The organism is Rhodoferax sp. LB1P47, assembly GCF_056521445.1.
Genome location: NZ_JBWMAU010000019.1, coordinates 1 through 20281 on the forward strand (window position 1 = coordinate 1; position 20281 = coordinate 20281).

The 20281-nt window shown below is 64.2% G+C and carries 20 protein-coding genes and 1 pseudogene; 9 read left to right on the plus strand and 12 right to left on the minus strand.

Translation table 11 applies throughout. The features are described 5' to 3' along the window. Positions 1 to 63 precede the first annotated feature (63 nt). Positions 64 to 726 (plus strand): annotated as a pseudogene (locus tag AC0969_RS17020) (hypothetical protein). Between the two features lie 124 nt (positions 727 to 850). Here the strand turns inward: AC0969_RS17020 and AC0969_RS17025 are convergent. Continuing rightward, a complete protein-coding gene (locus AC0969_RS17025) occupies positions 851 to 2416 on the minus strand; it encodes a sensor domain-containing diguanylate cyclase (protein ID WP_479625347.1) in 1566 nt (521 codons plus the stop codon). Between the two features lie 246 nt (positions 2417 to 2662). Here AC0969_RS17025 and AC0969_RS17030 point away from each other — a divergent pair, with 246 nt between their 5' ends. Continuing rightward, entirely contained in the window at positions 2663 to 2986 is a 324-nt protein-coding gene (locus AC0969_RS17030; RefSeq protein ID WP_479625348.1) for a hypothetical protein, read from the plus strand. A gap of 138 nt (positions 2987 to 3124) precedes the next feature. Here AC0969_RS17030 and AC0969_RS17035 read toward each other — a convergent pair whose 3' ends face one another. Both AC0969_RS17035 and AC0969_RS17040 read right to left on the minus strand, forming a co-directional pair. Then, the gene (locus AC0969_RS17035) at positions 3125 to 3835 is read right to left on the minus strand and encodes a YebC/PmpR family DNA-binding transcriptional regulator (RefSeq protein ID WP_479625349.1); all 711 of its coding nucleotides are present in this window, start codon (positions 3833 to 3835) and stop codon (positions 3125 to 3127) included. 174 nt (positions 3836 to 4009) lie between these two features. After that, positions 4010 to 5002: a Bug family tripartite tricarboxylate transporter substrate binding protein gene (locus AC0969_RS17040; RefSeq protein ID WP_479625350.1), complete on the minus strand. Its 993-nt coding sequence runs from the start codon at positions 5000 to 5002 to the stop codon at positions 4010 to 4012. Between the two features lie 162 nt (positions 5003 to 5164). On the opposite strand from AC0969_RS17040, the gene AC0969_RS17045 reads away from it, so the two are divergent. Genes AC0969_RS17045 through AC0969_RS17070 form a run of 6 tightly spaced genes read left to right on the plus strand, consistent with a single transcriptional unit; the run spans position 5165 to position 10297 of the window. Continuing rightward, the gene (locus tag AC0969_RS17045) at positions 5165 to 5974 is read left to right on the plus strand and encodes a DeoR/GlpR family DNA-binding transcription regulator (protein WP_479625351.1); all 810 of its coding nucleotides are present in this window, start codon (positions 5165 to 5167) and stop codon (positions 5972 to 5974) included. Further along, a complete protein-coding gene (locus AC0969_RS17050) occupies positions 5971 to 6975 on the plus strand; it encodes a four-carbon acid sugar kinase family protein (RefSeq protein WP_479625352.1) in 1005 nt (334 codons plus the stop codon). Before AC0969_RS17045 ends, AC0969_RS17050 begins: the two co-directional genes overlap by 4 nt. Beyond that, positions 6972 to 8006 carry a 4-hydroxythreonine-4-phosphate dehydrogenase PdxA gene (gene pdxA, locus AC0969_RS17055; protein ID WP_479625353.1) on the plus strand — a complete coding sequence of 345 codons (1035 nt, stop codon included), beginning with the start codon at positions 6972 to 6974 and terminating at the stop codon, positions 8004 to 8006. The genes AC0969_RS17050 and pdxA overlap by 4 nt, the downstream gene beginning before the upstream one ends. After that, a complete protein-coding gene (locus tag AC0969_RS17060; protein ID WP_479625354.1) occupies positions 8003 to 8782 on the plus strand; it encodes an SDR family NAD(P)-dependent oxidoreductase in 780 nt (259 codons plus the stop codon). Before pdxA ends, AC0969_RS17060 begins: the two co-directional genes overlap by 4 nt. 28 nt (positions 8783 to 8810) lie before the next feature. After that, positions 8811 to 9575, plus strand: coding sequence for an HpcH/HpaI aldolase family protein (locus AC0969_RS17065; protein ID WP_479625355.1), 765 nt, complete (start codon positions 8811 to 8813; stop codon positions 9573 to 9575). Between the two features lie 26 nt (positions 9576 to 9601). Further along, a complete protein-coding gene (locus tag AC0969_RS17070; RefSeq protein ID WP_479625356.1) occupies positions 9602 to 10297 on the plus strand; it encodes a hypothetical protein in 696 nt (231 codons plus the stop codon). Between the two features lie 133 nt (positions 10298 to 10430). On the opposite strand, the gene AC0969_RS17075 is transcribed toward AC0969_RS17070, so the two are convergent. From AC0969_RS17075 to AC0969_RS17090, 4 genes are all read right to left on the minus strand, one after another. Further along, entirely contained in the window at positions 10431 to 12668 is a 2238-nt protein-coding gene (locus tag AC0969_RS17075) for an NADP-dependent isocitrate dehydrogenase (protein WP_479625357.1), read from the minus strand. 221 nt (positions 12669 to 12889) lie between these two features. Then, positions 12890 to 15109 (minus strand): hybrid sensor histidine kinase/response regulator, encoded by a 2220-nt coding sequence (locus AC0969_RS17080; protein WP_479625358.1) that lies wholly within the window; start codon positions 15107 to 15109, stop codon positions 12890 to 12892. After that, positions 15110 to 15778 carry a response regulator gene (locus tag AC0969_RS17085; RefSeq protein ID WP_479625359.1) on the minus strand — a complete coding sequence of 223 codons (669 nt, stop codon included), beginning with the start codon at positions 15776 to 15778 and terminating at the stop codon, positions 15110 to 15112. Positions 15779 to 15792: 14 nt separating this feature from the next. Continuing rightward, positions 15793 to 16215: a response regulator gene (locus AC0969_RS17090; RefSeq protein WP_479625360.1), complete on the minus strand. Its 423-nt coding sequence runs from the start codon at positions 16213 to 16215 to the stop codon at positions 15793 to 15795. 145 nt (positions 16216 to 16360) lie between these two features. Between AC0969_RS17090 and AC0969_RS17095 the strand changes: the two genes are divergently transcribed. After that, positions 16361 to 17137, plus strand: a complete 777-nt coding sequence (locus tag AC0969_RS17095; RefSeq protein ID WP_479625361.1) for a ParB N-terminal domain-containing protein — start codon at positions 16361 to 16363, stop codon at positions 17135 to 17137. Between the two features lie 8 nt (positions 17138 to 17145). Here the strand turns inward: AC0969_RS17095 and AC0969_RS17100 are convergent, their stop codons facing one another. From AC0969_RS17100 to AC0969_RS17120, 5 genes are all read right to left on the minus strand, one after another. After that, on the minus strand, positions 17146 to 17406 hold the full coding sequence (locus AC0969_RS17100; RefSeq protein ID WP_479625362.1) for a DUF2789 family protein: 261 nt from the start codon (positions 17404 to 17406) through the stop codon (positions 17146 to 17148). Between the two features lie 121 nt (positions 17407 to 17527). Beyond that, positions 17528 to 17971 carry a cyanase gene (gene cynS / locus AC0969_RS17105; RefSeq protein WP_479625363.1) on the minus strand — a complete coding sequence of 148 codons (444 nt, stop codon included), beginning with the start codon at positions 17969 to 17971 and terminating at the stop codon, positions 17528 to 17530. Continuing rightward, positions 17968 to 18276 carry a hypothetical protein gene (locus AC0969_RS17110; protein ID WP_479625364.1) on the minus strand — a complete coding sequence of 103 codons (309 nt, stop codon included), beginning with the start codon at positions 18274 to 18276 and terminating at the stop codon, positions 17968 to 17970. Before AC0969_RS17110 ends, cynS begins: the two co-directional genes overlap by 4 nt. A 110-nt stretch (positions 18277 to 18386) precedes the next feature. After that, positions 18387 to 19283: a site-specific tyrosine recombinase XerD gene (xerD, locus tag AC0969_RS17115; protein WP_479625365.1), complete on the minus strand. Its 897-nt coding sequence runs from the start codon at positions 19281 to 19283 to the stop codon at positions 18387 to 18389. Positions 19284 to 19290: 7 nt separating this feature from the next. Continuing rightward, complete coding sequence (locus AC0969_RS17120) at positions 19291 to 20253, minus strand: tripartite tricarboxylate transporter substrate binding protein BugE (protein ID WP_479625366.1); 963 nt, start codon at positions 20251 to 20253, stop codon at positions 19291 to 19293. Between the last annotated feature and the right edge of the window lie 28 nt (positions 20254 to 20281).

Below are 20281 nucleotides of genomic sequence, written 5' to 3' on the forward strand. Positions count from 1 at the left end.
CTGACAGTCCCAGTGCTTGGCAAAATAACGCTTCTTGCATTTGTGTTTCTCCTTTGGGATTGGATGTCAACACAATTTTCTAGCCCGTGGTGCGCCACCCGAAACGGAAGAGAGCCCCCTTTCTTTGCACTTGTGCTGGCCGGATACATCGCCGCGTGCCACCGCATGTTGCCGCTGGAGGCGATAGCGGGCATGAACGGCTTTGTACTCTTCTTCGTCCTGCATGCTGTACCGGTTTGGTGCCAGCACGCCGCTGGCGCAGTTGCTGGACGGTAGCGCGTTTTTCACCTACCTGCTGTGCGGGCTGGTTATCGTGGCGGGCACGGTGGGGTTCAGCCGCACGTGTGCTTCGGCTGGAACGACGCGGCGTTTGGGGCCATTGTGGTGGAAGTGGTGGTGACGACATCGCTGAGCATTGCGCTTTCGCAGCTGGACACGGCGGGCATGCACGGCATGGGGCATGCGGCGCGGTGCTGGCGCGCTCGCACATGCTGGTGGGGGGGCACGGCGGCCATGCGCTGCGGCGTGCCGCTGGACCCGTTTGCCTTGCAGGTGCAGGTGCTGGTGGCAGCCCTGCCCAGCGCCAGCAACGTGACGCTGCTGGCCGAGCGCTTCGGGGCCGACAACGGGCGTATCGCCCGCACCATTCTGGTGACCACGGCGGCGGCGTTTGTGACGTTTGTGACGTTTGTGACGTTTTCGGCGGCGGTGCAGCGGCGGGTGTAGCCCGGTCCATGTTCAGAGACTTTTAAGGCTTTCGGGCTTATTTAGCCTGCACACAAAGCTACTATAAATGTAGCACTTACGCCAGCCAGCAACGCGCCCAGGCTACGGCTTAGATCTGCGCTTCTCAGGACAGCACGCAGTTGCGCCCGGCTTGTTTGGCGCGGTACAAGGCCTTGTCGGCACAGGCGATCAGCGCGCCACTGTCGGCCCCGTGCAGCGGGTAGACCGCAATGCCTGCAGAAAACGTCACGTGCAAGCTGGCGTCGCCGAACGGGATGGGGGTTGCAGCAAACTCCAGCCGCCACGCGTCCACCTTCTGCCGCGCCTGGTCAAGCGACATTTTGGGCAGCACGATGAGGAATTCCTCGCCACCAAAGCGGCAAATCGTGTCGCTCTGGCGCGCACCTTTGCACAGCAAGGCCGACAGAGTTTTCAGCACCTGGTCACCCGCCATGTGTCCATAGGTGTCGTTGATGCGCTTGAAGCTGTCCAGGTCCAGCAGCGCCAGCGCCAGCGCATGGCCTTCGCGCATGGCGCGGGACAGGTCACGGACCAGGGTTTCGTCCAGGTAGCGGCGGTTGAACAGGCCGGTGAGCGGGTCGCGGATAGCTTGCTCTTGCAGCAGGGCTTGCAAGGTGGAAATCTTGGCCAACTGTGCTTCCAGCAGGCGTTGGTGCTTGTCGGTTTGCTGTAATGACCGCAGCAAGATGGCCCCCAGCAGCACCGACACCAGCAAAAAACTGCCCGCCATCACCACAGTGCGGTAGAGCTCCAGGTTCCAGCCCGCCAGGTAATCGCGCTGGGCCATAGTGACGATCACCACCATCGGGGCCTGTTGCAGCCGGTGAAATGTGGACATGCGCTCCAGCCCGTCCGCACTGGCCGTAGTGAAATAGGAGGCGGTGCGGGCCCCCGACTGGAATAACTGCCGAAACTCTTTGGACACGCTGCTGCTACCCAACTGTCCTGCTGGCTTATCGGCAATCGCGGGCACGCGCGTAACCAGGCCAATATCGTCATCGCGCAAGATCAGCGAGCCGTTGGGCCCCAGGTCAAACTGCGCCAGGAGCTGTGAAAAATGGCGGATCGCAATTGGAGCAGCCACCACACCGGCAAAACGGCCATCGGGGTAGTTGTAGCGCCGCGCAAATGAAATCACGTATTGCCGGGACACCCGCCCCACCAGCGGCTTGGAGATATGGAGCCCGGATTTTGTATGGTCGCGTAGCGCCACAAAATAGTCTCGGTCAGCCCAACTATTGCCTTCGGCCTTGTTCAGCCCCCGACCCAGCACCACCAAGCCATCGGCCTGTGCCACTCGCAGGGCTTCCACCTGGGGCAGACGGTGCTCCAGCCGGGCCAAAAAAACCTGCATGGCCGCTTCGTCAATCCCTTTGCCCGTAAGTTGCCGCTCTAGTTCATCGGCCACGGTGTGCAAGGCCAGATTCACCTTCTCGATGTCGCTGGACACTGCGTGGTCCAGTGCACTGGCGATGTTTTGGGTTTGGGCCTCGGCCCGCTGCTCGGCATTCTGGCGGCTGCGATAGAGCAAATGACCCGACTGCACCAGCACCAGCAGGTTGGCACACACCAACCCCACCACCAGTACCAAGCGGAACCGCCGGGACGATGCTATGGGGTTGCTGAGGGGGGTAAGGCCCGGGTCTTGGGAAGGAATCGACAGGGCCATATCTTTTCGCAGGTTCTCCCCACGGTCGTGGGTATCGATTGCTGCCGATCTTAGTCTTATCCGGAAATTACGTTACAAATTTTCACGAACCGGGGGAGGCAAAAAATCAAAACTTTTAGGGCCCCAGCGCTGTCAGCCCTTACGGCTGAAGTACTGGATAAGTAGCCCCTACAGGCGGCATGGCGACAGGCTTCAGAGCGTGCGGCGCAGGGCTTCGAAGAACAGTGTGGACTGCCCCCGCACCTGGTGCTGCACGAGGTCAGCGAAGGTCTGGGCCTGCACGATGCCACCGTGACCCTGGTGCGCCAGCGCCTGCTGCTGAGCCCGGAGATCGAGGCGGTGTACTCCATCGGCGGGGCCAATGCTGCCATTCTGGAGGCATTTGCGCAGGCCCAGCGCCGCTGCCGGGTGTTCATTGCCCACGACCTGGTGCACGATATGCGCCAGGCCTGCATGCAGGTCATGGCAGCCCAGGGCGCGGCACCGGGGCTGCCGCTGCGGCTCTCTGCCGTCCAGGTGGTTACGCCCTGCAATCTGCCAGAGGCCAACCCCTTAACATTTTTAGGTTGATACATCGAAAGAGAGGCCCCGTCGTTCAACCAGAACGAGGGCCCACCAAAAACACCGCAGAGCGGGCTCCGCCAAGCGGCTGGTGTTGCCCCCCGGAAAAGGGGGTTGGTGGAAAGCGCTTGCGCTGTAACCCGGGGGTTAGCCTAGCCCTGCAAAGATATTTTGCACATCGTCATTCGCGTCGATGGCGGCCAGAAAGGCTTCGACCTCTTCCAGCTGCTCGGCGCTCAGGCTGGTGGGGTCTACCGGGTTCTTGGCCTTGTAGCCCAGCTTGGCCGACAGCACGGTGAAGCCCTGTGCGGGCAGTGCCCGGCTGACCAGATCCAGGTCGGCGGGGTCGGTCAGGAAGGTGGTGCTGCCGTCTTCCTCGCCAGGCTCGAAGTCTTGCGCACCGGCTTCGATGGCGGCCAGCTCGGCATCCGATCCCTTGGCGGCGGGTTCGGCTTCGATCATGCCCACATGGTCAAAGTCCCAGGCTACCGAGCCGGAGGTGCCCAGCTGGCCCTTGCGGAACAGCACGCGCATTTCAGGGGCGGTGCGGTTGACGTTGTCGGTCAGGCATTCGACCATCAGCGGCACGCGGTGCGGGGCATAGCCTTCGTAGATGACATGCTCGAAGTTGATGGCTTCGCCGGTCAGGCCTGCGCCTTTTTTGATGGCGCGGTCTAGCGTGTCCTTGGGCATAGACACCTTGCGGGCCTGCTCGACCAGCAGCCGCAAGCGGGCGTTGGCGGCCGGGTCGGCACCGCTGCGCGCGGCGATCATGATGTCTTTGGACAATTTGCCAAATACGCGGCCCCTGGCATTGGCTGCCAGTTCCTTGCCTTTTGCTTTCCACTGCGCGCCCATGGTGCGAATCCTTGCTGTTGTAGCGCTGCGTGCGCTGGGTTGTATACGGGGTGCTGGTTATACACCCAACCGCAGGGCATTTTGCTAAAGATACGAATGTTTTAGGCCTCTAGCGCACATTCCACATGCGCTAGCAGCTACTAATTACATAGCAACACAACAATGCAGCAAGCACTAGTCGGCTTTGATATTCGCCACCTTGATGACCTTGCCGTACTTGGCAAACTCGGTCTGGGTAAACGTGCCCAGCTCTTGGGCTGAGCCGTAGGCGGGCTTCACGGCCAGGGCCTTGAGCTTGCTGTCCACCTCGGGCATCGCCATCACCCGGCCCAGGTCGGCGCTGAGGCGGGCCACGATGTCGGCCGGAGTTTTGGCGGGCACGTACAGCGCGTACCAGCCCTGCACCTCGAAGCCGGGGTAGCCCGCCTCGGCAAAGGTCGGCACATTGGGCAGCTCGGGCAAACGGGAGGGAGACGAGACGGCGATGGCGCGGATCTTGTCGCCCTTGATCATCGGCATGGCACCGGTGGTGGTGTCAAAAATCACCGACAGCCGCCCGCCGATCAAGTCCATCGTGTGGGCATTGCCGCCCTTGTAAGGCACATGCGTCATGGTGGCCCCTGCAGCCTGGGTAAACAGCTCGCCCGCCAGGTGCAACGGCGAACCATTGCCGGCCGAGCCGTACATCACGTCGCCAGGGCGCTTTTTGGCATCGTCCACCAGCGACTTCAGGCTGGTGTAGGGCGACTCCTTGTTCACCGTGGCCACGATGGGGGCCACGCCGATCAAGCCGATGGGGGCGAAGTCTTTCAACGCGTCGTAACCGGGGTTGGCGATCAGGTGCGGGCTGACGGCGTTGCTGGCCAGCGACCCCAACAGGATGGTGTAGCCGTCGGGTGCGGCCTTGGCTGCAAGCGCCGCGCCGATGGTGGTGCCCGCACCGGGGCGGTTGTCCACCACCACCGGCTGGCCCAGCGTGTCGGCCAGCTTTTGGCCGATCAGGCGGCCCACGGCATCGTTGGCACCGCCAGCGGGGTACGGCACGATCAGCGTCACCGGCTTGTGGGGGTAGGCCTGGGCTTGCGCCAGAACGGGCAGGCAGGCGGCTGCGGCCAGGGCCACGGCGGTGAGCACGGTGCGGCGGGAAGGGATGGTGGTTGCGAACATGGGCGGTGTCTCCGGTGTGTTGTTGGATGTGTTGGGTGTGTTGCCTGTTGCAAACAGCCATCTTGCAACATGCTTCAAATTCTTTCACAATCTACCAAATACAATCAAGATAAATTTCTACAATTCGCCTATTCATTGGTGAATACCCTAGCAAAATCTACCATGACCAACCCGCAAGCCCTCGCCATCGTCACCATGTTGCCCAGCCAGCGGCGCGACCGCATCGTTGACTTTCTGCGCCGCCACGGTGCGGTGACCTTGCAGCAGCTGGCCCAGGCGATGGACGCGTCGGTGTCCACCCTGCGCCGCGACCTGGACGCATTGGAGGCCGACGGCGTGCTCGACCGCACCCACGGCGGCGCGCTGTTGCGCCAGCAGCACTACAGCACTTTCGAGCCCGACCCGGTGGCCGCCGCCGAGCTGTCGCCGCGTGAAAAGCGTGCCATTGGCTACGCTGCCGCCGCCGAGCTGCAGCCCGGCCAGAGCGTGATCTTTGACAGCGGCAGCACCGTGATCGAAGCCGCCCGCGCGGTGCTGGAGCGGCACATCCCGCTGGTGGCCGTGACCAACGACCTGGCCATCGCCCAGTTGCTGGGCAGCAGCCCGCAAATCCGCGTGCACGTGCTGGGCGGCATGCTGCGCAGCGGCAGCAACACGCTGATGGGCGACGAGGTGCTGAGCGGTGCCCGCCAGATCCGCGCCGATGTGCTGCTGATGGGCGCGCATGCCATCACCGACGGCGTGCTGTCCGAGACCGACCCCGAAGTCGCCGCCGTCAAGCGCGCGCTGATGCAGGCCGCCCACACCAAGCGCCTGCTGGTGGACGCGTCCAAGTTCCGCCCCCGCGCCTTCATGACCATCTGCACGCTGGCAGAGTTCGACGCGGTGATTACCGACAGCGGCGTGCCTCCTGTCGCGCTTGACGCACTGATCCAAGCCGGATTGCAGGTAACGCAGGTGTCGGTGGCATGAGCCTGTGGCGCATCTTGGCCGATGACCTGACCGGTGCGCTGGACTCCGCCGCCGCGTTTACCGGCGCGCAGGAGGTGCCGGTGTTTCTGCAAGCGCCAGATTCCCCCTCGTCCGCACCCCCCATCCAGGCCTGGGCCACGGGCACGCGTGATGCACCCGCCGCCGCACTGCCCGGCCTGCTGCAAGCCTGCCTGCCCTGGTTCACCGCGCCGGGCACACTGGCGTTTAAAAAGGTCGATAGCCTGCTGCGCGGCAACAGCTTTGCAGAAGTCGCCTGGCTGCTGCGCTACGGCGGCTTTGACGGCGTGGTGTTCGCCCCGGCCTACCCGGCGCAAGGGCGGCTAACGCAGGGCGGCCAGCACCGCGTGGGCAGCGAGACCATCGACCTGCGGGCGGCGTTTGCCGCCGTGGGCCTTACGGTACGCAGCGGTGACGCGCCCGACGCACAGGGCGGCGTACTGGTACCGGATGTGCTGTGCGATGCCGACCTGGACCGGCTGGCCAGCCACCCAGCCCCGCGCTGGCTGTGGTGCGGCAGCGCCGGGTTGGCCGGGGCGCTGGCGCGGCAGGGGCAGCACGCGCCGACACGCAGCGCATCACCTACACCCGGCCTGACCCACACCATCACCGCCAGCCGCCACCCGGTGGTGCGCGGGCAAATCGGGGCCATCGCCCTGCACGACCTATCCCACCCCCAGCCCCTGCCCGCTTCTGAGGCCCAGGCGCAACTGCAACAGCGCGCCCAGGCGCTGGTACGCACCCTGCGCCGCCCCGACAACCTGGTGGTGGTCGGCGGCGATACCTTGCTGGCCCTGTGCCAGGCGGCGGGCGTGCACAGCCTGCGGGCCTGCGCCAGCCCCCGCAGCGGCTGGGGCCGGGCGACTTTGCTGGGCGGGCCGTGGCACGGCGTGGCCTGTTATTCCCGCTCCGGGGCGTTTGGCGCGCCGGACGATTTATCCGCCTTACTGGCAACCCTCACACACAAGGAAACCGCCTTATGAGCAAACCCATTCGCCTCGCCCTGACCATGGGCGACCCGGCGGGCATTGGCCCCGAGATCATCGTCAAGGCCGCCCACCAGATGCGCCCGTGGGTGGAGCAAGGCCGCATCGCGCTCACCGTGTTGGGCTGCGCTGCCTCGCTGGCCCGCGCCACCCAGCTTTTGGGCCTGGATGCCGCGCCGCTGCCCATCGTGAATATGGTGGACGTGGGCCCGGTCGATGGCCCCATGCCGCTGGGCCAGGTGTCTGCCGCCGCAGGTAAATGGTCGTACCTGGCGGTGGAGCGGGCGGTGCAGATGACGCAGGCGGGGCAGATCGACGCCATCGTCACCGCGCCGCTGTGCAAAGAGGCGCTGCACCTGGCGGGCTACCCGTTTGAGGGCCACACCGAGATGCTGGCGCACCTGACCGGCATGCGCGACGGCGTGATGATGCTGGCCCACGGCGGCATGCGCGTAAGCCACGTGTCCACCCACTGCCCGCTGTCGGAAGTACCCAAGCGCCTGACCCCGGTGCGCCTGCGCCGCGTGCTGGACGTGACGCTGGACGCGCTGCGCGCCCTGGGCATTCCCCAGCCGCGCATTGCGGTAGCGGGGCTGAACCCGCACGCCGGTGAAGGCGGCATTCTGGGCAAGGAAGACGGCGAGATCATCGCCCCCATCGTGGCCGAATACGCCGCCGCAGGCCAGTTGGTGACCGGGCCGTGGGCGGGCGACACGGTGTTCATCAAGCTGCGCGCGGGCCAGTTCGACGCGGTGGTGGCCATGTTCCACGACCAGGGCCACATCCCGGTGAAGCTGCTGGGCTTTTCCATCGACCCCGCCACCGGCGCGTGGAACGCGGTGAGTGGCGTGAACATCACCCTGGGCCTGCCGATTCTGCGCACCTCGGTAGACCACGGCACGGCCTTCGACATCGCAGGCAAGGGCATCGCCAGCGCCGACAGCATGGTCGATGCCACCGAATACGCCATGACCCTGGTTGAGGGTCTACGCAAAACCGCACTACAAAAACTGGAGACATTGGCATGAGCGACTTTTCAAAATCCTTGCAATTCGCGGGCCGCAGCGTGCTGGTGACTGGCGGCGGCTCCGGCATTGGCGCGGCGGTGGCGCTGGCCTTTGGCTCGTTGGGCGCGCAGGTGGCGGTGCACTACTCCCGCAACCAGGACGGCGCCGAATCGGTGGCCGCCGCCATCCGCGCCGCCGGGGGCACGGCCATCACGCTGGGTGGCGACTTGCAAGACCGCACCGTGGCCCAGCCGCTGATAGCCCAAACCGTGGCCGCATTCGGCGGGCTGGATGTGTTGATCAACAACGCAGGCGACATGTTTGGCCGCCGCCCGCTAGAGCTGGCCACCGACGACGATTACGACCGCGTGATGGGCCTGAACGTGCACGCCGCCTTCGCCATCTGCCGTGCCGCCGCACCCGTGATGCGTGCGGCGGGCCGGGGCAGCATGATTACCACCACCTCCATTGCGGCCCGCACCGGCGGCAGCGAAGGCGTGGGCTTGTACGGTGCGGCCAAAGCCTTTGTGAGCACCATGACCCGCGTGTTCGCCCGCGAAATGGCCCCGCATGGCGTGCGCGTCAACGGCGTGGCCCCGGGCGTGATCCTGACCGACTTCCACACCCGCAACTCCAGCCCCGAGCAGCTGGAAGCCGCACGCAAATCCATCCCCATGGGCCGCACCGGCACCCCGGCAGACTGCGTGGGGGCCTACCTATTTCTGGCCGACGAAACACTATCCGGTTACATCACCGGCCAGATCATCGAAGTCAACGGCGGGCAATTGATGCCCTGACCAACTGCCAAATAATAAAGAGACAACTATGCACACCCTCCCCCCCAACACCTTCAAACAAGCCCTGGCCTCGGGCCGCCCGCTCATCGGCCTGTGGTGCAACTTTGCCTTTCTACCCACGGTGGAATGCCTGGCGCACGCCGGGTTCGACTGGCTAATGCTTGACATGGAGCACACCCAAAGCAACCTGGATACCGTCAGCACCCAACTGCTGGCCCTGCGCGGCAGCCCCAGCGCAGCGGTAGTGCGGGTGCCATCGAACGACATCGCTTTCATCAAACGCCTGCTGGACGCGGGCACCACCAACCTGATGGTGCCCAACATCCGCAGCGCCGCCGAGGCCGCAGAGGCCGTGTCCTACACCCGCTTCGCCCCCGAGGGCCTGCGTGGCGTGGCGGGCAGCACGCGCGGCGGCGGCTACACCCGCTGCACCGACTACATGGCCCGCGCCAACGACGAGATCGCCGTGATCCTGCAAATCGAATCCCGCGAGGCGCTCGACGACCTGGAGGCCATCTGCCGCGTGCCCGGCGTAGACGCGGTGTTCATCGGCCCGTCCGACCTGGCGGCCAGCCTGGGCTACCGGGGCCAGAGCGGCCACCCCGTGGTGCAGGCCGCGATAGCCAAGGCCATAGCCATTGGCGTGGCCGCTGGCAAGCCCGTGGGCATATTGACAGTGGACGGCAAGGGCGAGCCCTACCTGGCCCAGGGCGCCACCATGGTCGGCGTGGGCACGGATATGCATTTGCTGATTGCCGGGGCGGATGCGCTGGCGGCACGCTTCAAACAGTAGCGAGGGGGGCTGCTGGACAGCGCAGAATGCAGACCTCTGTCACCCACCCCAGCCTGTCTATGTTTGCCTTCCTGAAAAAGTTCCAACGCGCACCGCTTCCGCCCAGCAGCACACTCACAGCCGTGCCCAGCCAACGCATGGGCCTGGAAGAGCGCAAGACCTACCGCAAAGAGCTGCTCTACCAGTCGATCCGTGAGACTTTTTTGTCGATGGAGGTGCTCTCGCACACATACCGGTTCAAAGTGATGCCGGTGGACGAACGGCACCATCGGTTTATTGCGATGGTGGATGTGGCGAAGTCTTTTGTGGCGGGGGCGCAGGCCCGAACCAAGAGCTTTTCGGCCATAGAGCAGAACATGCGCACCGCCGCCTACCGGCGCTACGGGGTGGTGATCGACGGCATCTACTGGCGCGTCAACGAAAACGAGGAAGCGTTTGAACGCCGCGCCCGGGCCAGCGACCCGGCCCGCAGCGGCAGCTTCGAGCAGACCGATCAGCGCACACCTGTGGCAACCGCAGCCGGTATTGCAGCACCCGCCGCCAGCCTGTCACGGCAACGCTACCAGCCCGTGTCTGCCGACGAGCGCGCCGCGTTCATGGCGGCCCTGGAGCACGGCAAGGCCCCGCCGCTGGTGCGCGTGGGCGAGCAGGAATACCTGTCGGACCTGATGCCGCTGGAGGGCGGAGGCATGACGGGCGGTACCCAGTACGGCAAGTTGTAAAAATAATGGCCCAAAAAAAGGCGGCTTCTTGTGCAAGAAGCCGCCTTTTTTAATTAAGCATGAAATAAGCCTCTAGCGCTTATTCCACCTGCGCAAGAAGCTATATTTTACATAGCAACTCGCGCCCTACACATTACACACCCACCGCAGCCAGAGCCGCATTGAAAGTGGCGCTGGGGCGCATGATGGCCTCGGTCTTGGCGGCATCGGGCAGGTAGTAGCCGCCGATGTCGGCAGGCTGGCCTTGCACGGCCTTGAGTTCGGCGACGATTTGTGCTTCGCCTGCGGCCAGGGCTTTGGCCAGGGGGGCGAAGTGGGCTTGCAGTGCGGCGTCTTCGGTCTGGGCGGCCAGGGCCTGGGCCCAGTACATGGCCAAGTAGAAGTGGCTGCCACGGTTGTCCAACTCACCGGTACGGCTGGACGGGCCTTTGTTGGTGTCCAGCAGTTGGCCGGTGGCGGCATCCAGGGTTTTGGCCAGCAACTTGGCTTTGGCGTTGCCGGTTTTTAGCCCCAAATCTTCCAGCGACACGGCCAGGGCCAGGAACTCGCCCAGCGAATCCCAGCGCAGGTGGTTTTCTTCCACCAGCTGTTGCACGTGCTTGGGCGCGGAGCCACCGGCACCGGTTTCGTACATACCGCCACCGGCCATCAACGGCACGATGGACAGCATCTTGGCGCTGGTGCCGAGTTCCATGATAGGGAACAGGTCGGTCAGGTAGTCGCGCAGGATGTTGCCGGTGACGCTGATGGTGTCCAGGCCACGGATGACGCGCTCCAACGTGAAGCGCATGGCGCGCACCTGCGACATGATCTGGATGTCCAGGCCGCTGGTGTCGTGCTCGTGCAGGTACATCTTGACCTTGGTGATCAATTGCGCTTCATGCGGGCGGTAGGCATCCAGCCAGAACACGGTGGGCATACCGGAGTTACGGGCGCGGGTGACGGCCAGCTTGACCCAGTCGCGGATGGCGGCATCCTTGACCTGGCACATGCGCCAGATGTCGCCCGCTTCGACGTTTTGCGTCAGCAGCACTTCACCGGTGGCGATGTCCACGATGTTGGCCACGCCGTCTTCGGCAATCTCAAAAGTTTTGTCGTGCGAGCCGTATTCTTCGGCCTGCTGGGCCATCAGGCCGACGTTGGGCACCGTGCCCATCGTCCGGGGATCGAACGCGCCGTGCCATTTGCAGAAGTTGATGATTTCTTGGTAGATGCGGGCGAAGGTGGACTCGGGCATCACGGCCTTCACGTCCTTCAGGCGGCCGTCGGCGCCCCACATCTTGCCGCCGCTGCGGATCATGGCGGGCATGGAGGCATCCACGATCACGTCGTTGGGCGAGTGGAAGTTGGTGATGCCTTTGGCCGAATCGACCATCGCCAGCTCGGGGCGGTGGGCGTGGCAGGCGTGCAGGTCTTTCAGCACTTCTTCGCGCTTGGCCGTGGGCAGCGTGGCGACTTTCTCGTACAGATTGGCCATGCCGTTGTTGACGTTGACACCCAACTCTTCAAACAACGCACCGTGCTTGGCAAAGGCTTCGCGGTAAAAAATCTTCACACAGTGGCCAAAGACGATGGGGTGCGAGACCTTCATCATGGTGGCCTTGACGTGCAGCGAGAACATCACGCCGGTCTTGTGCGCGTCTTCGATTTCTTTCTCGTAGAACTCGACCAGCGCCTTCTTGCTCATGAACATGCTGTCGATGACTTCGCGGTCCAGCAGCGACACCTTGGGCTTGAGGACGACGGTCTTGCCGCTGGTGGTGAGCAGTTCCATGCGCACGTCGCGGGCGCGGTCCAGCGTGAGGGACTTTTCGCCGTGGTAGAAGTCGCCGTGGTGCATATGCGAGACGTGGCTGCGCGATGCCTGGCTCCACTCGGCCATGCTGTGCGGGTTCTTGCGGGCGTATTCCTTCACCGCCTTGGGGGCGCGGCGGTCCGAGTTGCCTTCGCGCAGCACGGGGTTGACGGCGCTGCCGGTGCACTTGCTGTAGCGGGTGCGAATGGACTTTTCTTCGTCGGTCTTCGGATCTTCAGGGAAGTCGGGGATGGCGTAGCCCTTGCCTTGCAATTCCTTGATACAGGCTTGCAACTGGCCCACCGAGGCGCTGATGTTGGGCAGCTTGATGATGTTGGTGTCGGGCAGCAGGGTCAGGCGGCCCAGTTCGACCAGGGTAGCGGGCACTTTCTGTGCGTCGCTCAAGAATTCAGGGAATTCGGCCAGCACGCGGGCGGCCACCGAGATGTCGGCACTGGCCACATCGATACCGGCTTGGCTGGTGAAGGTCTTGATGATGGGCAGCAAGGAGTGGGTCGCCAGCATGGGCGCTTCGTCCGTGAGCGTGTAGATGATTTTGGATTTTCCGGCAGCCATGGATGAACCTCTCAGGGATTGAACAAATGGGTGAACAAATGGGGGGGCGCGGCGAAGCGCTCTCTTATCGCGTCCTTGCGAGTCTACTTTATGCGTCGCGCAGACGACTCTATGCACACCACCGCACAATATAGAGGAAATTGGCACTTTCCGCATGTACCACCTGCACTAGCAGCTATAACTTAAATAGCACATCGCCCCGCCCGCCCGGACGGAAATGCTCAGCGAATCAGCTGCAACAGGGCCGCCTTCAACGCATGGTCTTGCAAGGGTTTGTGCAGCAAGGGCAAGCCGGAGGCCTGGATGGCCTGGATTTTGTCGCGGCCGGTGTCGCCGGTGATCAGCAAGGCGGGGATGTCGCTATTGAACTCATTGCGCAGCGCGGCAATGGCATCTACACCGGTTTCATCGCCACGCAGGCGGTGGTCGCAAACGATGGCATCGGGCACGCGGGCACACGCCCCCAGCAGGGCCACCATCTCGGCACCCGATGCGGCGGTCACCACGGTGCAGCCCCACTGCTCCAGCAGCAAGCGCGTGGCGTTGAGGATCAGGGCTTCATCGTCAATCACCGCAATAAAGCGTTTGGCCAGCGTTGTAGGGGTGCCCACCACCGCCAGCGGCGCGGGCATGGGGCGCGTGTCGCTGGCCAAGGCACAGGGCAGCTCCACCGAAAAAACGCTGCCACGGCCCAGTTGGGAGCGCAAGGCCAGCGGTGCGTTCAGCAGCAGGGCCAAGCGCTGCACGATGGCCAGCCCCAGGCCCAGGCCTTGGGAGCGGTCGCGCTCGGGGTTGCCCACCTGGTGGAATTCGTCAAACACGGCGCGTTGCTGGTCGGGCGCGATGCCGGGGCCGGTATCCCACACGGACAGCCGCACGCCCGACGCGGTGCGGCGGCAGCCCACCAGAATCTTGCCGCGCTGGGTGTAGCGCACCGCATTGCTGACCAGGTTGCGCAGGATGCGCTCCAGCAACTCGGGGTCGCTGTAGACGGTGGCCGTGCACGGGGCCATGCGCAGCACCAGGCCCTTGGCCTGCGCCTGGGGGGCGAATTCGAGGTGGATTTTTTCCAGCAAAACGGCGATGGGAAAGGCGCTGTATTCGGGCTGCATCACGTGCGCATCCAGCCGCGAGATATCCAGCAATGCGCGGAACATTTCGTCCATCGTTTGCGCACACAACTGCACGCTGGCCATCACCGGGCGCGCCGTGGCAGGCAAGTCGCAGCCGGCCAATGCGCCCAGGTACAAGTTCAAGGCGTGCATGGGCTGGCGCAAGTCATGGCTGGCAGCGGCCAGAAAGCGCGACTTGGCCAGGGTGGCGGTTTCGGCAATCTCTTTGAGCGAAGTCAGTTCTTGCGACTTTTCAGACAGGTGGGCCAGCAGGCGGTTGAAGGCGGCGGTGAGGTCGCCCACCTCGTCCTGGTAGACGATGGGCAGCTCGGCCAGCGGAATTTCGCCCCGGCTCATACGGTCGGCATAGCGGGCAGAACGGGTCAACGGGTACAGCAAAAAATACAAGGCCGTGCCCGACAGCAGAAAGTAAATCGCCAGTTGCAGCGGCAGCGTGTCCACGGTGCGGGCCAATATCCGCCGGATCGGCGCGTACGCCTCGTGGGTGGGGACATAGGCGACAACCGACCAGCCCACACTGGGCACCGGTGCGAGCGCGGCAAACTGCTCGGTACGGGGGCCGCCGCCCGGCGGAGCATGGAGCCACATCCCGGCACCAAGATGGCCGTTGGCGGCATGGTCCATCAGCGCATCCGCACCGGGCGGGGCCAGGGCGTGCAGGGTATGGGCTGCATCACCCGCCGTCAGCACCTGCCGCGCCTGCGGAAACACCAGCGCATAGCCGCCCTGCTGGGCGTTTTTATAGTTCTCCAGCGGCTCGAACAGGCCCATCTCTTTCAGCCTGGCCACCCCCCGCAGCACGGCCTGCACCCGCCCATCGGGGCCATGCAGCGGCACGCTGATAGACACAGCAGCGTCATCGCCCACCCGGCCTATGTGCACCCGCGTGTCGGCACCGGGCTGCGCGCTCTGAAAAGCTGGGGCAGCGGGCGGATAGTGCGCCAGCGCCTGCCCGTTGGCGGCCTCCACCCACAGACCGGCGAACGGCCACGGCGTTAACGCCAGCCGCGCATGCAGCCAGGCGCTCAGGGGTTCCGGCTGCTCCAGCAAGGCCCGGGGCAGGCTGCTTGCCACGCGCTGCAACGCGTCCTGGCGCAGCTGGATTTTTTGTGCAATGGCCTGCGCGGCATGCCGGGCCAGGGCCTGCTGCTGCGCCACGGCGCTGGCCTGGGTTTCGATGCGCAGGTATTTTTCGATCAAATAACTGCGCGATGCGGTGCCAACGAATAGCACCACCAGACCAATTAAAAACACCCGCGTCACCAGGCTGTGCATCGCGCGGCGCAACCACGGAGGGCGCACGGTCATTTATGCATCGCCCACACTGCCCGGCGTAGCGGGTTCGGCGGACTCGGCACACAGCCCAAGGCGGCGCGCAGCCAGCACAGCCTGGGTGCGGTTGACCACGTCCAGCAGGCGGAACACGGCCGACACATGGACTTTGACGGTGATCTCGGCCAAGCCCATGCGCAAGGCAATTTCCTTGTTGGAATGGCCCTGCGACAGCAGCACCAGCGTGTCGTGCTGGCGGGGCGTGAGCTTTAACGGGCCCACACCCGCTATCGGCACCTTGCCGTGCGCGGTGATCCATTCCGGCAAATCCAGCGCCCCGGCCAACGCCCGCCGCGCCGCATCGGCCATGGTGTCGGTGGACACCGCCTTGGACATAAAAATCTTCGCCCCCGCACGCAGCGCCGCCGTGGCCTCTTGCCGGTCTTCAGAGGCCGACACCACGATCAAGGGCACGCCGGGGCAGACCCGCTGGTAGGCATGGATCGCCTCCATCCCGCTCAGGCCGGGCAAGCCCAGGTCCAGCAAGATGACGCCCAGATCGGGCATATCGGCAGCCCGGCGCAAGCCCTCTTCGGCCGAGCCCACCGCCACCGTGCCCGCCTCGCCCACGATGGCATGCATCAAATGCACCAGTGCCCCTCGGTAGAGCGGGTGGTCTTCAACAATAAGGGCGGTCTGGGGCATGTATGGAAAGGAAATTAAGCAGCGCAGGTAGTTTGACAGCACGCCGGCCCGGTGCGCAGGGCGTGGATGCAGCGGGCCAGCCGGTCAACGGCCCGGTGGTGGGTCAGCCGTCCTTTGGCCCCCGCCTCCATGCTGGCCAACATGGAGGCGTTATCGCCCACGTGGGTAATGAGCACCATGTCGGTCGCCGGATGGTGCGCGGCGGTGTGGCGGATGACATCAAAGGCCTGTTTCGGCGAACGCGTCAGGTCCAGCACCAACACGTCGGGGGCCTGCCGGGCCATCAACTGGATGGCGGCAGCCCCCAGCGACACGGCGGCGGCCAGCACCAGCTGGTCGTCTTGCGCCACGGCATCGGCCATGCGCAGTAAAAACTCCGCATCGTGCTCAATCAGCAGCAGGCAGGTGGTTTTGGAATGGTTTTTGCGCAGGATCATCAACGCCTCCGGGTTGCACGCCTACGCAGGTGCGCAGATGCAGCCCAAAGATAGCCATTGCGCACGGGGCGCACCACATACGGACGTATAGGCCCGCACCGCCCTTCTACAATCGCGCCCCTCTGATTGCCCCCCTCCTCTCAAAATGAACATCACCGTTAACGACGACTTGCTGGCCTATATCGACCCGCTCACCCCCGACGAGCACGCCGCGCTGGAGCGCAGCATTCTGGCCGAGGGCTGCCGCGATGCGCTGGTGCTGTGGGGCGATGTGCTGGTAGACGGGCACAACCGCTACGGCATCTGCCAAAAGCACGGACTGCCGTTTAGCACCATGCAGAACGCCAGCTTCCAGTCGCTGGCCGATGTACATCTGTGGATGATTGACCAGCATTTGGGGCGGCGCAGCGTGTCGGACTTCCAGCGCGGCGTGCTGGCCCTGCGCAAAAAAGACATCCTGGCCGGACGCGAAAAGCCCATCCAAACCGAAGCCCCGGCCACCGCCACCGCGCCATGGGAAGAGTCGGCTACACCCGCGCCAGCCGCCCCCAAAGCCGGGCCGGTGCTGACCCGCGAGGCATTGGCCAAGTCGGCCCGCATCAGCAACAGCACCTTCACGCAGATTGAAAAAATCCAGCAATCGGCCGCGCCCGAACTGGTGGCGGCGGTAAAAGCCGGCACCATCTCCATCAGCACCGCCGCCACCGTGGCCACCCTGCCCGCCGAGGCACAAATGGCCGCCGCCGCCGGGGGCAAGAAAGAGCTGCAACAGGCCGCCCGCCAGGTGCGCGCCGCCAAGGCGGTGGAGCGCACCGAGCCCGATTCGCCCGAAGGCATCATCGCCCGACTAAAGCAAACCGTGGCCGAGCTAACGGCCGCAAACGCCGCGCTGCGAGCGCAATTGGCCGAACTAATGGCCTAAAAATATGTTCAGGATGTTGTGGGGACGGTCTTAACCGCCCGCAAAGCCTGGCTCAGCTGATCGGCCAACTCGGCCCAGTCGGAATCGTGCGCCAAGGCCTCGCGCAAGAACGTGGCCTGCGCGGGCGACCAAAAGGACGCGTCCGGCAGTTCGATATTGCCCGGCAAGGGCGCGTTCATCGCTAAAAAATGGGCAATACCCTGCGCGTCGGAGGGCAGGCCCAACTGGTCAAACAAGGCGTGGAACGGGTGGGAGGCGTGGATATGCATGGGGTCGCTTTCGGTAGATGGGCAGTGGCACACTCTACCGGCATACTGCGCGCCCGGCTGTAGGCATAGATGCCTTTGCGCCGTAAAAGGGCGCAGCCGCCGCCGGGGGCGGTTCAACCCATCAATACGTTTTGTACGGCAAGAACTTGCCCGACAGCACCACCCGCACCCGGTCACCCTTGGGGTCGGGCTGGCGCTCGATGTCCATGCTGAAATCAATGGCGCTCATGATGCCGTCGCCGAATTCTTCGTGGATCAGCTCCTTGATGGTGCTGCCGTAGACGCTGACGATTTCGTACCAGCGGTAGATCAACGGGTCGGTGGGCACGGGGGTAGGGAGTGAGCCTTTGTAAGGCACCACCTGCAGCCATTTTTGTTCGTCGCTGGTCAGGCCGAAGATCTTGCCGATGGCCTTGGCCTGCGCGGGGTCACAGGTCATCTGGCCCAGGCAGGCGGCCGTTGTCCATTCTTTAGACTGGCCAACCTTCTTGGCCACGTCGGCCCACTGGATACCTTTGGCCACTTTGACGGTGATGATTTTTTCGGTGATCTCAAGGCGGTTCATAAATACTCCTGGGCCGGTGGATGAAAAGGGATAGCACCCACCGCAGGCAATATTTGCGCCAGCGGCCTGTTCACCGCAAGAGAATTTTCTATAAATCCATAGCACTCACATAGCTTTGGTACCCCTGGCCGACCACATCGGGCCATGCGCAGACAAAACGCAAGGCGATGCGGCTGCCAGTAGACGCCACCAATGCCGTGCCACGAAGGCTGGATCTTGGCGATCCATTCGCTGACTTTGTCCATCACCGCCTGCCGCGCTGGTGCATCCAGGTCGAACTGCACATCCCGCAATGCCATCGCCACGGAGGGCCACTTTGAACTGCCGCCAAAAAATTCTTGGCCGGAATTGTGTAGATACCCATGCCTGCAAAGGGGGGCGAAAAGCGCTTGCGCTATAGCCTGGGGGTGTGCCACTACCCCCGTGGATGGTGCGCAGCGTGCAGGTCGTGCAGGCGCTGGCGGGCCACGTGGGTGTAGATGGTAGTGGTAGAAATATCGGCATGCCCCAGCAGCATTTGCACCGCCCGCAGGTCGGCCCCGTGGTTCAGTAAATGGGTGGCAAAGGCGTGGCGCAGGGTGTGCGGCGACAAGGGGGTGTGGATGTCTGCCGCCAGCGCGTATTTGCGCACCAGCACCCAGAACATTACCCGCGACATGGCACGCCCGGCTTTGTCGCCGCGCGAGGTGACGAACAAATCGTCGGTCTGCTTGCCTGCCAGGATGTCGGGGCGGGCCTCGGCCAGGTAGCGCTCCAGCCAGACGCGGGCAACCTGGCCAAACGGCACCAGCCGCTCCTTGCTGCCCTTGCCGCTGATCCGCAGCACGCCGTCGTTCAGGCTGAGCTGGAAGGTTTTGAGTAGCACCAGCTCGCTGACCCGCAGGCCGCTGGCATACATCAGCTCCAGCATGGCGCGGTCGCGCAGGCCCAAAGGGGTATCGGCATCGGGCGCGCCCAGCAGAGCATCGACCTGCGCCTCACTCAGAATTTTGATGTCACGCGGCTTTTGGTGGGCCGGTTGCAGCTTGAGAGTGGGGTCGGCCAGCACCGCCCCCTCGCGCAGCGCCCAGCGGAAGTAGCGCTTGAAGACGGTCAAGCGCCGGTTCGCCGAGGTGGCCTTGGTCTGGCTGTGCCGGGCGGCAAAGTAGGCCGAGATGTCGCCCTCTTGCGCCGCATCCAGCGCCACAGGTTGCTCTGCCAGCCAGACGCAGAACAGGCTCAGGTCACGCCGGTAGGCCGCCAGGGTGTTGGGGGACAGGCCGTGTTCAAGCCACAGGGCATCTATGAAGGCATCAATACGGTCTGCGCCCATGCCCCGGTTACTCCAGCGTCAGCTTGGAGTCGGTCACCACTTTTTTGTACACCGCGAATTCGGCCTTGATCTCGTCGGCAAACTGCTCAGGCGTGTTGGCCACGATGATGGAGCCGGTGTCTTCGATGCGCTTGCGCACGGCGGGGTCTTCCAACGCCTTGCGGACACCGGCGTTGATCTTGTCCACCACCTCACGCGGCAAGCCTTTGGGGCCATAGATGCCGTAGAAGGCCAGGCGGTTCACCGGCTCCAGGCCCACCTCTTTGAAGGTCGGCACATTGGGCAAAATCGCCAGCCGCTGCGGCGCGGCCACCACGATGGGCACCAGACGACCGGCCTGGATGAAGGGCAAGGCCGAGGGCAGGTTGTCCAGCATCATCTGCACCTGGCCGGCCACCGTGTCGTTCAGCGCCGGGCCCGCACCCCGGTAGGGAATGTGGGTCACAAAGGTGCTGGTTTTGCTTTTGAACAGCTCCATTTGCAGGTGCTGGATGGTGCCGGTGCCCGACGACGCGAACGAGTATTTGCCTTGTGACTTCTTCAGCTCGGCAATGAAACTTTTGTAGTCCTTGGCCGGAAAGCCGGACGTCACCACAATGATGTTGGGCGTGGCGGCGATGTTGATGATGGGGGTGAAGTCGGTCAGCGGGTTGTACGGCGTTTTGGGGTTGATGGCCGGATTGGCCGCCACCGTGGACACCGTGGCAATGCCCAGCGAATAGCCGTCGGGCGTGGCCTTGGCGGTCTCATTGGCGCCAATGATGCCGCCACCACCGGCCTTGTTTTCCACAATCACCGTCTGCCCCAGCGCCCGGCCCAGCGGGTCGGCAATGGTGCGGGCAATGATGTCGGTGGTGCCACCGGGCGCAAACGGCACTTGCAGCTTGATGATCTTGTTCGGGTAGGTCTGGGCCTGGGCCACACTGGCGGCGGCCAGCAGGCTGAGGGTGATAAAAGTGCTACGGGTCATATGTCTCCTCTAGGGGAAAAAAGGGGGA

What these genes read in the sequence shown, in the direction of transcription:
- AC0969_RS17025 (WP_479625347.1), bottom strand. Translation starts at nt 2,416, where the DNA reads ATGGCCCTGTCGATTCCTTCCCAAGACCCGGGCCTTACCCCCCTCAGC.
- AC0969_RS17035 (WP_479625349.1), bottom strand. Translation starts at nt 3,835, where the DNA reads ATGGGCGCGCAGTGGAAAGCAAAAGGCAAGGAACTGGCAGCCAATGCC.
- AC0969_RS17040 (WP_479625350.1), bottom strand. Translation starts at nt 5,002, where the DNA reads ATGTTCGCAACCACCATCCCTTCCCGCCGCACCGTGCTCACCGCCGTG.
- AC0969_RS17045 (WP_479625351.1), top strand. Translation starts at nt 5,165, where the DNA reads ATGACCAACCCGCAAGCCCTCGCCATCGTCACCATGTTGCCCAGCCAG.
- AC0969_RS17050 (WP_479625352.1), top strand. Translation starts at nt 5,971, where the DNA reads ATGAGCCTGTGGCGCATCTTGGCCGATGACCTGACCGGTGCGCTGGAC.
- pdxA (WP_479625353.1), top strand. Translation starts at nt 6,972, where the DNA reads ATGAGCAAACCCATTCGCCTCGCCCTGACCATGGGCGACCCGGCGGGC.
- AC0969_RS17060 (WP_479625354.1), top strand. Translation starts at nt 8,003, where the DNA reads ATGAGCGACTTTTCAAAATCCTTGCAATTCGCGGGCCGCAGCGTGCTG.
- AC0969_RS17065 (WP_479625355.1), top strand. Translation starts at nt 8,811, where the DNA reads ATGCACACCCTCCCCCCCAACACCTTCAAACAAGCCCTGGCCTCGGGC.
- AC0969_RS17070 (WP_479625356.1), top strand. Translation starts at nt 9,602, where the DNA reads ATGCAGACCTCTGTCACCCACCCCAGCCTGTCTATGTTTGCCTTCCTG.
- AC0969_RS17075 (WP_479625357.1), bottom strand. Translation starts at nt 12,668, where the DNA reads ATGGCTGCCGGAAAATCCAAAATCATCTACACGCTCACGGACGAAGCG.
- AC0969_RS17080 (WP_479625358.1), bottom strand. Translation starts at nt 15,109, where the DNA reads ATGACCGTGCGCCCTCCGTGGTTGCGCCGCGCGATGCACAGCCTGGTG.
- AC0969_RS17085 (WP_479625359.1), bottom strand. Translation starts at nt 15,778, where the DNA reads ATGCCCCAGACCGCCCTTATTGTTGAAGACCACCCGCTCTACCGAGGG.
- AC0969_RS17090 (WP_479625360.1), bottom strand. Translation starts at nt 16,215, where the DNA reads ATGATCCTGCGCAAAAACCATTCCAAAACCACCTGCCTGCTGCTGATT.
- AC0969_RS17095 (WP_479625361.1), top strand. Translation starts at nt 16,361, where the DNA reads ATGAACATCACCGTTAACGACGACTTGCTGGCCTATATCGACCCGCTC.
- AC0969_RS17100 (WP_479625362.1), bottom strand. Translation starts at nt 17,406, where the DNA reads ATGCATATCCACGCCTCCCACCCGTTCCACGCCTTGTTTGACCAGTTG.
- cynS (WP_479625363.1), bottom strand. Translation starts at nt 17,971, where the DNA reads ATGAACCGCCTTGAGATCACCGAAAAAATCATCACCGTCAAAGTGGCC.
- xerD (WP_479625365.1), bottom strand. Translation starts at nt 19,283, where the DNA reads ATGGGCGCAGACCGTATTGATGCCTTCATAGATGCCCTGTGGCTTGAA.
- AC0969_RS17120 (WP_479625366.1), bottom strand. Translation starts at nt 20,253, where the DNA reads ATGACCCGTAGCACTTTTATCACCCTCAGCCTGCTGGCCGCCGCCAGT.